This is a genomic window from Streptomyces sp. NPDC002896, from assembly GCF_040295225.1.
In the GTDB taxonomy this organism is placed as follows: Bacteria; Actinomycetota; Actinomycetes; order Streptomycetales; family Streptomycetaceae; genus Streptomyces.
Genome location: NZ_JBEOVA010000005.1, coordinates 241,219 through 254,034, shown reverse-complemented (window position 1 = coordinate 254,034; position 12,816 = coordinate 241,219). Strand labels below are relative to the sequence as shown.

Here is a 12,816-nt window from a genome sequence, read left to right as displayed (position 1 = left end):
GCGTGACAAGGGGGATCACAAGATCACCGACCGGTTGGCCCAGTGGAGCGCGCTGCCTGTCACCCATCAGGCTGATGCCTTTCGTGCCCCTACGTGGCACGCACGTTTTATGGCTATCCCCTAACCGCCGATCGAGGGTGCCCCGCAGCCATGACTCTCCGGTGCGTTATCTCTCAACCAAGGCGCGATTCGTCAACGCGCGCACGTCAGCATCGACCATGAGCTTGCTCAGTTCCGGGGCGTGCGTCTGGGCTTTCCAGCCGAGCACTTCCCGGGCCTTGGCAGCATCACCAATCAGAGCGTCAACTTCGGTCGGGCGCTCATACCTGTCGTCGTAGCTGACGTGCTTCTCCCAGTCGAGGCCTGCGCGCGCGAACGCAAACCTGCAGAAGTCCCGCACGGTGTACCCGGTGCCTGTAGCGAGGACAAAGTCCATGGGTTCGTCGTGCTGGAGCATCCGCCACATGCCTTCGACATACTCCGGTGCGTACCCCCAGTCGCGAACCGCGTCAAGATTGCCCAGATACAACTCGTCCTGAAGTCCCGCCTGGATATGTGCCACCGCTCGAGTGATCTTGCGCGTCACAAATGTCTCGCCGCGCCTGGGGGACTCGTGGTTGAAGAGGATGCCGTTGACCGCAAACAGGCCATAAGCCTCACGATAGTTCACGGTCACCCAATATGCGTAGAGCTTCGCGGCGCCATAGGGGGACCGTGGGTAGAACGGAGTCATTTCGTTCTGCGGCGGAGGAGATGCGCCGAACATCTCTGACGTCGAGGCCTGATAGAAGCGACAGTCCAGACCGGACGCGCGGATCGCCTCCAGCAGCCGGGTGGTACCCACCGCGTCAGTCGAAGCCGTGTACTCCGGCATCTCGAACGACACCTTCACATGGCTCATCGCACCAAGGTTGTAGACCTCGTGCGGCCTGACCTTGTGGAGCAGATTGACGAGATTGACGCCGTCCGTGAGGTCACCGTAGTGAAGGGTCAGGCGCGCTCCGGGATCGTGCCGGTCGCGGTATAGATGATCGATGCGCTGGGTGTTGAAGGTGGATGCGCGGCGAACGAGTCCATGCACCGCGTACCCCTTATTCAGCAGAAACTCTGCCAGGTAGGAGCCATCCTGGCCAGTGATACCGGTGATGAGTGCTCTCTTGGTGGTCACACGCACTCCCTGCTGCTGTGGCCGACGGCAGTCGGGGCTGACAGGAGCCCGCCTTTGTCTGTCTGGAACAAGCTCCGACAGTGCCCCAGTTTATGGGGGGCCTTGGCTGCTTCATCAAGCTTGTCCGGTGTGTCGTCATCCATTCCTGAAAATCACACATCTCCGCGAGACACGCTTGATACCCCTTTGATTTCGATCTGCAGATGTAATGTGGACCTGGGGTATATAAGTTCTGCTTGGGGTGGTGTCATCTTGGATCAGCCTTACTACAACACGCAGGTCTTCACCTGCTGCCGGAGCGTCATCGTGACTCCGGAATTCCCGGGGACAGCGGATCGCACCTGGGCGGCGGGCATCGCATTTCTCCGCCGCGAGGCGCGCCGATGAGCATCGCGAGCGAGACCAAGCACAGCGGGTTTCACCGGCCCCTCGATCGCGACGCGCGTGTGTTCGTGGCAGGAGGCCACGGCATGGTGGGTTCCGCGGTGTGGCGGCATCTGACACACGAGGCATTCACCGATGTGGTCGGGCCACGCTCCATGGAGCTGGATCTGCGCGACCGCCGGGCCGTCCTCGACTGGTTTGCAGCGGCTCGGCCCGATGTGGTGGTACTGGCCGCCGCCCGTGTGGGCGGAATCAAGGCGAACGCCACCCAGCCTGCCGACTTCCTCTCCGACAACCTACGTATCCAGGTCAACGTCCTGGACGCAGCGCTGCGGCAGGGTGTTCAAAGGCTGCTGTTTCTGGGCTCTAGCTGTATCTATCCAAAGTTCGCCGAACAGCCCATCAGTGAGAAGGCCTTGCTGACTGGCCCGCTGGAACCAACCAATGAGGCTTATGCCATCGCGAAAATCGCCGGGATTCTGCAGGTACAGGCGGTGCGAAGGCAGCACGGCTTGCCGTGGATCTGCGCCATGCCCACCAATCTGTACGGCCCTGGCGACAACTTCCATCCCCAGCACTCCCATGTACTGCCCTCTCTGATCAGGCGTTACCACCATGCGCGGTCGACGGGAGCACCTAGGGTTGTCAACTGGGGTGCCGGCACGGCCCGTAGGGAATTCCTGCACGTGGACGACCTGGCCAGGGCGTGCGTTTGCCTGCTGGAACGCTACGACGCCGATGAACCCGTCAACGTCGGGACCGGTGAGGACGTAACGATCAAGGAAGTGGCGGAGCTGGTTGCGAAGGTCATCGGCTACGACGGCTCGGTGGATTGGGATACGAACGAGCCGGACGGCACCCCACGCAAGCTGCTGGATGTCTCCCGGCTCGGCGCGCTGGGGTGGTCCCCGCGCATCCACCTGGAAGAGGGGTTGGCTCGGACGTATGACTGGTACAGGGAGCATCTTGTCGCGGGAACCTTGCGCCACGGATGAGCAGCCTCGGCACGCGTTCCCCTCGCCGTGCGGCGGCGGACACTCGGTTCTAGCGATCCACTCCGGTCGGACCGGACTCACGAAGAACAGACGGAAGGCCGTCAGGAAGAAGATCGCGATAAACCTCGATAGTCTGCCGGGCTGTCCTGGTCCAGGAGAATTTTCCGGCACGCTCACGCCCACGCTTCTCCAGTTCGCGGCGAGTTGAATCGTCGAACAATCCTTCGATTGCGTGAACTAGCTCGTCGACTTCCCGAGGGCTGAATAGCAGTGCCGCATCCCCCGCGACCTCAGGAATGGAAGAAGTCCGAGATGCAACCACCGGAACCCCGCGCGCCATCGCCTCGAGAAGTGGAAGCCCGAATCCCTCGTAAAGCGACGGATACACAAGCGCTAAGGCATTCCGGTATAGTCCGTCAAGCTCCTTCTCGCCTGCTTGCACAAACTCAACCCGCCGCGATAGTCCCAGATCTGCCAGCAGCGTCATCTCCTGAGGTGTAGGCGCACCCCCTCCGGCACAAACCAACCGCAGGGTCGCACACTCCCGGGCGAGGAGCGCCTTAAGGACAATCGGCCAATTCTTCCAGCCATTCCGGGTACCGACGTACAGCAGGTAATCACCCACGTCGCGCTTCATCGTTGTTGGGATACGCACACCATGATGAACAACCGCAATCTTGTGGCGCGGTACACGAAACAGAGCAACCAGATCCTCAGCGGTGCTATGCGAGACCGCGATGATCCTGTCCGCGTGGCGAGCCCAGTAGAGCTGCCGCTCGACCGTGTTGTCCGAGGGGGAGAAGTATGTGGGATATTTGAAGTGAATCAAGTCATGGAATGTGCAGACATGAGGGCGACTTCCGGGAAGCATGCGCGTTGTGTAGTAGGTAGGGTGAACGATGTACGGTCCGCGCTGCGCGGCCACGTACGCCCGAAACGCCGCTCTGCTCAGCCGTAGGCGCTGGTGCCACGGCAGCCGCAGCTCCCACGTTGCACTGCGACGGTTCACATATTCATTACCGTGCAGTCCAGCGAAGATACGCGCATCGATGCCAGCCTTTACCAACTCTGAATGAATTTCGGCGAAGTATCGCGTGATTCCACCGAATCTCTGCATGACGAACATGTCCGGGGAGAACAGGACACGCATTACCATCCCCTTTCCGTCTGAATTTCCGCTACCCCGATGCTATGCACTGCCGCACGCATCGAACGACAGCGACATTACCCACTTCGCAGAGACTTCCGACAACACGCGGATCGCCATGGAGCAGAAGCGGTAGTCACGTCATGACAGAGAATTTCCACCCGTCTGGCGGATCTCTAAGAGTGTCTCAACAGGCAGCGACTGCTCCCCGTGCGACAGTGAAGCGCTCATTCTGGTGGTACCCGTGGTGCAGGGGAATCATGACTTCGGAGCGGCCTTCCATCAGCATCCTCACCCCGAGTCGTAACTACCGTCGGTACATCGAGGATGCCGTGCTTTCCGTAGCAGAACAGCTCTATCCATGCCTCGAACACGTGGTGCAGGACGGCGCATCCACCGACGGGACAGATCAAATCCTGGCCCGCCTGGCTGCCCGGAACCCACAGTTGTCCTACCGCATTGCACCTGATCAGGGACAGTCGGATGCACTGAACCAAGCCGTGGGGCGCGCACGATCCGACTGGATTGGCTGGCTGAACGCCGATGACTTCTATCTTCCGGGAGCGGTGGCCGCCGCAGCCGACATCATCGCGTCCGAGCCGGAGATCGACGTTCTTTACGGCGACTGTGTATTTGTGGACGCCTCAGGTCAATTCCTGAGGCTGCTGCCTGCGCACCAGTTTTCACGGTTCACGTTGCGACACTACGGCTGCTTCATCCCGTCCTGTGCGACATTTTTCCGCCGCAGCGTTCTGCCGACTCCCCACTGGGACCCACGCATGCGCCGCATCATGGATTGGAATCTGTGGCTCTCGTTCATGGCCAGGGGAGCCCGCTTCCGCTATCTTCCTCGCCCATTGGCTGCATTTCGGGTGCATGATGCGCAGGTCACCCACCAGCCCGTGTCCGTCCACGCCGCTGAGGGGGAGTTGATCCGCGCAATGCACGGGCTCCCCAGGAGCGCAGGAGGCCGACGCGCTTCACGGTGGTTCGGCGGGACGGCTCATGCTGCTCAGAAACTCCGGGACCGTGGTTACGCGAGGCAGCTACTTGCGAGCCGAGTGACAGGTCAGGGTGATCTGCGCTGGTGGCTTACCACCGGTGCGCGTCACCGGGCAGGCCGGCTCGTGCAACTGTGAGCAAGTCCTTTGTCGAATCGAGCGGACGACTCTGTTTGCGCCCACGAAGTGACGCGTGGAAGGTTCTTGTGGATGCACATCGCCGTACTGATGACCTGCCACAACCGCAGAGAGAAGACACTGAACGCGCTCGCATCGCTTGATCGGCAACACGGGCTCCCGAGCGGCTTGACCATCACTGTTCACCTGGTGGATGCCGGAAGCACCGACGGAACAGTTGAGGCGGTCATCAAAGATTTTCCCGATGTGGATATCACCACGGTGGGTGACGATGTGTTTTGGGGGGAGGGTATGCGCATTGCTTCCCACCGCAGCAGGGACTTCGATTACCAGTTGTGGCTCAATGACGACGTGTCCCTGGCCGACGACGCCCTCTCCATGTTGCTCGACACCTCACACTACGCAGCGGACGCAGCAGTAGTCGTAGGTGCCATGTGCTCCAGTGACGGCAAAACGACCACATACTCGGGCGTGCGGCGCAGAACAGGTATGCCGTGGACACCTCGATACATGTGGACTGCCCTGCTTGAACCTCGCGGCTACCCTCAACCCCTGGACACGTGCTGTGGAAACCTCGTTTTGGTTCCGAGGTCTGTGTACAGAAAGATCGGTGGCATCGATTCCCGGTTTCCACACAGCATGGGCGACTGGGACTTCGGCCTCCGAGCTCGGAAGGCGGGCTTCCGCGTGTACCTTGCGCCCAGGCATGCCGGCGTATGCGATACGGGTGTGCGGAACATCGGGTGGTCATGGGAACCGGGCATCGGTGTTCGGGAAGCGCTGCGCAGGAAGACGTCGAAGCGTGAATTCCCCTTCGGGCCATACAGGACCTATTGCCTACGACACCACTGGCCTTGGGCGCCCCTCACGATGTTGTCTCCCTATGTGAAGACCGCGGTACGAGCGTTGCGCGAGCCATGACGTGGCTATGGCCCCGATCACTGGTATTGCCAATCCGTGGCAGCCGACTGCCGCATGACGAGTGCCCACGGGGTCCGATCGACGGCATTTCCTACTGCACGGCGGCTAGTGCCGGCTCTGGGCGTCGCCGGACTGCCATGTAGGCAACCGCAGCAGCGGCTGAGGTTCCGAGAAACAGTCCTTCGAGTCGGGGCCACGGGGAGAAGAACAGGTCCCACAGCAGTACACATGTGAGAAAGGTGAACATGAGCGTGGGCGCACCAGCACCTGCGCGAATGGCGCGGAGCATGGCGATCAGGACGAGACCGACCGGCAGGAGCAGCCCCGGCAGCGCCAAGATTCCAGTCTCCAGCCAGCATTGGAACAGAATTGAATGGACGAGCAGTCCCCTGCCGAAGTAGTAGTAACGCTCGTGTGGTCCATCAGTGCCGCCGTTGTACACGCGCCATTTACTGAAGAAGGCGGTGCGGCTCTGCATACTCACCTCAGGACGGACTCCTCGGCCGATGAACGGCGACTCCGCAACCAGCGCGATGGAGCCGGCAAACTCGGGCCGAGCCCCGATGACCGCACCACCCTCGGACCTGGACTGTTTGGCCCACTTGATCTGCTGCTGTCGCCCGAGACTGCCATCGCTGGCCAATTGCCCATACACCGACAGGAGCCCGAGAACAATGACGCTCAGAACAGAACCCACCAACAGACAGCGCCACCAACTGGGCCGTTTGGCCCGTCTGCTGGCCAAGAATGTGACGACGACGGCGACGGTGGTGACGAGAAACATTGAACGGAAACCGGCAATAAGGTTGACCAGAGCGATGGAAATAGCGAGCAACAGAGCGAGGATTCGCAGCCCCCGGGAAAGCGCAGCCGATGTCAGTAGAATGCAACACGCGGTGACCACGGACCCGAACCCGAACTTCCACGGATCACTTGCGTATCCATCGCTGCGATACAGATAGACCGCGATAATCACGCCGATTGCCAGAGACACGGTGAAGGCCTTGGCAACGGCGGCACGTTGATGGAACACCCACACCGCGCCGCAGAAGCTCAGGGCGATCGTAAACGGGTAGGACATGCCAAGAAAGATGTTGAATACCGTGTCCTCGGTAACCGCAGAGGTGATTGCCACCCCCAATCCCCACATCAGCAACAGGCCAAGCACCCAGCGCGTGACGCGCTGTTGCCATGCCGTCGAGAGAAAGACTGGTAGTCCCAGTAGCACGACGGCGTGAGCGAGCGTGATTCCGCCGCGAGGATGGAAAGACAGCGCGTTGCCCAAGCCTAGGGAGACGGCGATCAGCATCTCGGGGCTGGGACTTTCGGACCTGTTGGCAACAGGTCGGCTCGGGCAGGGAATCGAACGCTCCGCGATCCTGTTCTGCGGGCGCAGCAGGGCATCAGTCATGACGCAGGGCTCCCCTTGTACTGCGACTGGAGGCGAAAGAGGTGAGGCGGGCACAATCGGGTACGCGGGGTCCGCTCGGTTCATACAACCTCCTCGGAGCCCACGAGTCCCGAGTACAGGTCCGTTGTCCGCCCAACCCACACCCGTTCGGCGAAGTGGTCCGCATACACCTGTCGGCAGTGAGCCCGCAGCGTCGGGAAGTGGGAGGCTGCCCTGTTCAAAAGGTCGGCAAGGGTGTGGTCCCATTGCGCTACCAGCCCCGTGCCGCTTTCGCCTACCGACTCAGCCACCGACGAACCCGCGAAACCAAGAACCGGCAGACCGGCGGCCAGGGACTCGATGTAAACGAGCGGCACTGCCCCCTCGTACCAGCGGCTGGGGAAGATCAGGCCACGCCAGGAAGGCATCCTGCGGCGCAGTTCGGCACGGTCCAGGCGGCCGAGGAAGCGGACCGACGAGGGGGCAGCGGCCCGGCAGGAACTCAGCAGCTCCCCGTCGCCGACGACGTCCAACGGTTGGTCGCCCGGCCACTGGCGCAGCAGCTCCAGGATGCCTTTCTCTTCCGTGAGGCGGGCGGCGACCAGCCAGCGGCCGGTGTCGTCAGGCAGTTCCTCGTCCTGCGAGGCGTCGACGAAGTTAGGCAGCAGAACGAGGCGTTCGGCGGGCACGCCGGCTCGGAGATAGACGCGCCGACTCAGAGGGGAGAGCACGACGAGACGGTCGGCCCGGGCCAGCAGCGGGTCCGCTGCCGCGCCGCGCCGTCCCGCCCAGGACAGCGGAAGCGTCGCAACCCGAGAGTCCCGGTAGCAGCCATGGCGCACGCCGGCCCAGCGCTCGCCGTCCAGGCAGCGGGTGCATTCGGCGCCCTGACGGTAGAGGGACGCTGCGGCGCACATCGGCCGGTAGTTGTGCAGCGTCGCAACCAGAGGGCCGTGCCACTCGCGTACCCAGGAACGCCCGAAATTCGGGAAGAGGTTGTGCACATGGACCACGTCGGGGGCGTAGTCACGCAGTCGTGCGAGGGGGCTTCCGCCCCTCCCGGCGGCTACTCGCACTGCGGCCCGCAGCGGGTAGAAGGGATCCCGGACCAGATCGTCGGTATGGGCGGCGAGCAGCTCCACCTCGTGGCCTGCCCCGCGCAGCGCTCGCACCTGGTCGCGTACCGCCTCGTTCTCGCCGCTTGGCTGCCCGGAGGAGTAGAAACTGTGGACGACTGCGATCCTCATGCGCCGAGCCGGCCGAAGTCGATGTCAGCCGCCGGTTCGGTCACAACGCCCATGCCGAGCACGTAGCGCTCCTCGAGGCCCTGTTCGGCGACGAACCGCTGGTAGCCGATGCGCGCCTTGTAGTCATCGCCCTCGGGGCAGTCATCGACGACAATCACCCCGCCAGGGGCGAGCCGGGGGTACACCTTGGTGAGTGCGGCGTGCACCGGCTGGGAGAGGTCGACGTCGACAAGGCAGGCCGAGATCTGTCGCGGGAGCTGCTCGGCCGACATACGACAGATGTCGCCTTGGATGAAGCGGATGTCAGGGGCCCCCATCTTCTGCGCGGAACGGCGCACAGCCGGCAGCGAGATGTAGTCAAAGGTCCTGCGAAGTCGGCTGGGTGTGCCAAGGGCGACGTCCGCGTTGAACTGCTCCGGTACGAAGCCGGTGAAGGTATCAATCGCGACATATTCCTTGTGGACCGAGGACTGGCGCAGCATGCGGTCGCACCACATCGCCGTGCCGCCGAGGGAACAGCCGACCTCGACCACCGAGCCGGGCACCTGACCGGTCTGCATCAGCGCATGGGTCCAGACGTAGAGCCGCTCCGGACCGATCCTGATGGGCGGGCAGTTGTTGACGTAGGGGCCGAGGGGGGTTCGCTTGACGAGCCCGTACATCCGGGCGCGCATAAGGCTTTCCATGGTGATTACTCCTGGGGTACCGACTTGTGGAGCCGTGGCGGACGCACTGCGAGGTGCGCCAGGTAGGAGGGGTTGTTCCGGAGATAGCGGCGCCACAGCCGGCGCGGCTCCTTCGCCAGGCGGTACGCCCACTCCAGGCCGCGCTGCTGTAGCCAGGCCGGCGCCTGTGGTTTGAGACCCGCGTGGAAGTCGAAGGCCGCGCCGACACCGAGCAGTACGGGAGCCTCGAGCCGGGGGCGGTGCTCGGCCATCCACAGCTCCTGTTTGGGTGTGGACAGGCCGACCCAGACCAGGTCGGCGCCGGAGGCGTTGATGGTGGTCACGACGGCCGCGGACTCCTGGGCTGTCAGCGGCCGGTACGGCGGCGAGTGCGCGCCCACGATTTTCAAACCGGGGATCCGGCCGACCAACCGCTCACCAAGGAGTTCGGGTAGGCCTTCGGCGCCGCCGTACAGGAAAGAGGACCATCCCCGCTCGGCCGCCCGTTCCAGGACGGCAAGCATCAGGTCCGGTCCGTACACCCGACGCATCCAGGCCGCCCCGGCCCGGTGGCCCGCCCAGACCATAGGCATACCGTCGGGGACGGTCAGGCCTGAGGCATTGTGGATGCGGCGGAGAGCGGGGTCGCGCCTGCTCTCCATGACACCGTGGACGCCGGTGACACATACGTAGGTGCGGTCACCGGTCTCGATCCAGCGGGCGATCTCGTCGAGAGCCGTGTCGGGAGTGACCGCACTGATGCCCACTCCCAGCACGTCCACTCGTGGGTGGCGGATCATCAGCGCTGGTGACTGCGGCCGTCGAGCTGTGCCTTGAGCTGGTCGTACACCCAGCGGTAGGTGACCTCTAGGCCATCAGGCAGAGAAACCTCCGGTTCCCAGCCGAGCTCCTTGCGGATGCGGGTGTTGTCGCTGTTTCGGCCGCGTACGCCCAGGGGACCCGGCACGTGGCGGTGCCTGAGCCGTACGCCGGCGATCTGTTCGACGATCGCGAACAGCTGGTTGATGGAGACCATCCGGTCCGAGCCGATGTTGAGCGGCTCGGTGTGCTCGCTGCGGGTCAGACGTAGCGTTCCCTCGATGCAGTCATCGATGTAGGTGAAGCTGCGGGTCTGTTCGCCGTCGCCCCAGATCTCGACTTCGCGGGCGCCGGTGAGGACGGCGAGAGCGACCTTGCGGCAGGCGGCAGCCGGGGCCTTCTCGCGGCCGCCGGTCCAGGTGCCGTACGGGCCATAGACGTTGTGGTAGCGGCCGGTGCGGGTGGCCAGGCCGTAGTCCTCGCGGAAATGGCGTGCCATGCGCTCGCTGAAGAGCTTTTCCCATCCGTAGCCGTCCTCGGGCATGGCCGGGTATGCATCCTCCTCTCGGAGCGGGAGCACATTGACTTCGCTCTGCTTGTGTGCGGCGTACACGCAGGCGGAAGAGGAGTAGAAGTAACGGCCGACTCCTGCATCCCGGGCGGCGAGCAGCATGTGCGTACTGGAGAGCACGGAGAGCATGCAGGCGGCCTTGTTGTTCTCGATGAAGCCCATACCGCCCATGTCAGCCGCGAGGTGGTAAACCTCGCCCGCGCCGCCGTCCAGGATTTGACTGCAGGATTCGCGCAGCGAGACGTCGGCGACCACATTCACCGCACCCTCGAGGGGCTGGTACCACTCGTCGATCGGCTTGCAGTCGACCGCCCGCACGCTCCTGCCCTCGGCTAGCAGAGTTCGCGTCAGATGTCCGCCGATGAAGCCTCCGGCACCAGTCACCACCGCATCGATGTCAGCCACGGTTCTCTCCTTGGCGTTCAATGATCGCTTCGAGAGGAAGGTACATATAAGCAAAGAAGTCGGAATTGTCGCCGCTCTAGCGAGTCAACGGATTCCTAGATCCCCACCCGCCTGGCGGAGCGCCACTAGACCAATTACGTGGCCGAGCAATCACGTAGTGGCGCGGTCAGACGCCTTCTTCATCAGCCCGAGCCGCGGCCCTGGCGCCGACAGGCTCTGTTTGCGGGCGCGCCGGAGACTCCCAGGATCGGCTCATCCGGCACATCCGTGACTGAGCGACTGCGTCCTGACGTTGCCATAACTAGGAGCACACAGCCCACTCCGCCGAGCGAGGGAAATCCGCCCAGGTCAAAGCAGGAAACGACGTTGCGCCCCCGGATTGGCCTTTCCCAACAGGTACGCATATTGCGGCGTCAAGAGATCAGCACCGGCGACCACGACCACTCGCCGCCGACGCGTCGCCATCCCAGCAAGTTCGCCACACGGCGGAAGAGAGAAGACGCCATGCGCGACAAAGCGATCGGCAGAGAGGGGCCTCCGGGCTTCCCCTCAATGAAAGCGCCGGCCGAAGTCACCTCCGCCGCCGGGCACCAGGCCAGTTCTGGGCCAAGGCCAGCGTCACGCGCGCTGCGAATTGTGCTGGTCGCGTTCGCCTGCAATCCGAACCGCGGGAGCGAACCAGGGTTTGGCTGGGCTTGGGCGGAAGCACTCGCGAGACGCGGACACACTGTGGAGTTGCTGACCCATCGCGGATACGACAACGCACGGGACATCATGTGCCGGGTTGCAGAACTCGGACCTGTGGGCAGACGTATCAGGCCGCACCTCATTCCAGTGCCGCCTCGTCCTTCCTGGACCGGACTGTTGCCGGGCTGGCTGAGAGACATGGCTACGGAGTTCCTGCGCTACGACGGATGGCAACGTTGCGCTCTGGCTTACGCCCGCGGTCATGGACTCGATCAGGCCGATCTGGTGCACCATGTTTCCTACGGCTCTCTGGAAGGCGGTTGCGCCTTGCACCGTTTGGGGCCTCCCCTGGTGTTCGGCCCTGTCGGTGGCGGCCAGACAGCACCGCACAGTCACCGGCGCTACCTTGGCGCCGCGTACTGGCAGGAAGCAGTGCGAAAAGCGCTCTGGGTCCATGGCCTCAGCCTCCGCCCATCGTGTCGTGGGACCCTGCGCGATGCGGCGTTGGTGCTGACCACCAACCGTGACACAGAACTGCTCGCCCACCGCTTGGGCCGCACGGACACCCGCATGATGCTCGCCGATGGTATCCATGCCTCTCTGATTCGAGGTCAGGTGACGTGCGATGCAGCCCCTCAAGTTCGCCCTCCCACCGTTCTGTGGGTCGGGAAACTGATCCCCCGCAAAGCCCCGGGACTGGCACTGCGGACTATCGCGCTACTCCGGGCCAAGGTTCCAGAGGCGCGCCTCGTCGTCGTCGGCGATGGGCCCTTGCGCCCCGCACTGGAGCGGCTCTCGATGCGTCTCGGATTGCACGAATCCGTCCACTTCCGTGGCCAGCTGCCCTGGAAGCAAGCGTTGCAGACTTACGACGACGCGGATGCGTTTCTGATGACCAGCCTGCGGGACTCTTTCGGCTTGCAGTCACTGGAGGCCTGGGCCCGAGGGCTGCCGGTGGTGCATCTCGACCACCAGGGCATCAGGGATTTCTCTGCACCGGGCGGGGCGATCCCCGTGCCGCTAGGGGATCCCGCCGATCTGCCGCAACGACTCGCCCAGGCAATCAGCGGGTTGCTCGATGATCAACAGAAACGCCGCCGAATGGGAAACGCGGGGGTGGCATGGGCAAGGCGACACACGTGGGCGGCGAAGGTGCAAGCCGTCGAAGAGCATTACCGCTCCATCCTGCCCAGCGGAAGGTCTTGGGCTCCGGCCGTTGAGGTCCCTGAACGGCACTCGGTCAGGCCAGGTGCTTTTCCGGCGTCCAGCTGAACGACA

The 12,816-nt window shown here is 63.4% G+C and carries 11 protein-coding genes; 4 read left to right on the top strand and 7 right to left on the bottom strand.

Annotated elements, in window-relative coordinates; genetic code table 11:
- Positions 1 to 166: 166 nt before the first annotated feature.
- On the bottom strand, positions 167 to 1,168 hold the full coding sequence (gene gmd, locus ABT009_RS10630) for a GDP-mannose 4,6-dehydratase (RefSeq protein ID WP_351291764.1): 1,002 nt from the start codon (positions 1,166 to 1,168) through the stop codon (positions 167 to 169).
- 383 nt (positions 1,169 to 1,551) lie between these two features.
- Here gmd and ABT009_RS10625 point away from each other — a divergent pair, with 383 nt between their 5' ends.
- Positions 1,552 to 2,547, top strand: a complete 996-nt coding sequence (locus ABT009_RS10625; RefSeq protein WP_351291762.1) for a GDP-L-fucose synthase family protein — start codon at positions 1,552 to 1,554, stop codon at positions 2,545 to 2,547.
- Positions 2,548 to 2,596: 49 nt separating this feature from the next.
- Here ABT009_RS10625 and ABT009_RS10620 read toward each other — a convergent pair whose 3' ends face one another.
- Complete coding sequence (locus ABT009_RS10620; protein WP_351291760.1) at positions 2,597 to 3,697, bottom strand: glycosyltransferase family 4 protein; 1,101 nt, start codon at positions 3,695 to 3,697, stop codon at positions 2,597 to 2,599.
- A gap of 257 nt (positions 3,698 to 3,954) precedes the next feature.
- On the opposite strand from ABT009_RS10620, the gene ABT009_RS10615 reads away from it, so the two are divergent.
- Both ABT009_RS10615 and ABT009_RS10610 read left to right on the top strand, forming a co-directional pair.
- Positions 3,955 to 4,833 (top strand): glycosyltransferase family 2 protein, encoded by an 879-nt coding sequence (locus ABT009_RS10615; RefSeq protein WP_351291758.1) that lies wholly within the window; start codon positions 3,955 to 3,957, stop codon positions 4,831 to 4,833.
- Between the two features lie 72 nt (positions 4,834 to 4,905).
- On the top strand, positions 4,906 to 5,754 hold the full coding sequence (locus ABT009_RS10610; protein ID WP_351291756.1) for a glycosyltransferase family 2 protein: 849 nt from the start codon (positions 4,906 to 4,908) through the stop codon (positions 5,752 to 5,754).
- Positions 5,755 to 5,845: 91 nt separating this feature from the next.
- Here ABT009_RS10610 and ABT009_RS10605 read toward each other — a convergent pair whose 3' ends face one another.
- The 5 genes from ABT009_RS10605 to ABT009_RS10585 all read right to left on the bottom strand — a co-directional run bounded on the left by ABT009_RS10605 (position 5,846) and on the right by ABT009_RS10585 (position 10,851).
- Positions 5,846 to 7,165, bottom strand: coding sequence for a hypothetical protein (locus ABT009_RS10605; RefSeq protein WP_351291754.1), 1,320 nt, complete (start codon positions 7,163 to 7,165; stop codon positions 5,846 to 5,848).
- Positions 7,166 to 7,245: 80 nt separating this feature from the next.
- Entirely contained in the window at positions 7,246 to 8,391 is a 1,146-nt protein-coding gene (locus ABT009_RS10600; RefSeq protein ID WP_351291752.1) for a glycosyltransferase family 4 protein, read from the bottom strand.
- Positions 8,388 to 9,065, bottom strand: coding sequence for a TylF/MycF/NovP-related O-methyltransferase (locus ABT009_RS10595; protein ID WP_351291750.1), 678 nt, complete (start codon positions 9,063 to 9,065; stop codon positions 8,388 to 8,390). The genes ABT009_RS10600 and ABT009_RS10595 overlap by 4 nt, the downstream gene beginning before the upstream one ends.
- 17 nt (positions 9,066 to 9,082) lie before the next feature.
- A complete protein-coding gene (locus tag ABT009_RS10590) occupies positions 9,083 to 9,856 on the bottom strand; it encodes a WecB/TagA/CpsF family glycosyltransferase (RefSeq protein ID WP_351291748.1) in 774 nt (257 codons plus the stop codon).
- On the bottom strand, positions 9,856 to 10,851 hold the full coding sequence (locus ABT009_RS10585; protein ID WP_351291746.1) for an NAD-dependent epimerase/dehydratase family protein: 996 nt from the start codon (positions 10,849 to 10,851) through the stop codon (positions 9,856 to 9,858). The genes ABT009_RS10590 and ABT009_RS10585 overlap by 1 nt, the downstream gene beginning before the upstream one ends.
- Positions 10,852 to 11,736: 885 nt before the next feature.
- Between ABT009_RS10585 and ABT009_RS10580 the strand changes: the two genes are divergently transcribed.
- The gene (locus tag ABT009_RS10580) at positions 11,737 to 12,810 is read left to right on the top strand and encodes a glycosyltransferase family 4 protein (protein ID WP_351291744.1); all 1,074 of its coding nucleotides are present in this window, start codon (positions 11,737 to 11,739) and stop codon (positions 12,808 to 12,810) included.
- Positions 12,811 to 12,816: the final 6 nt, after the last annotated feature.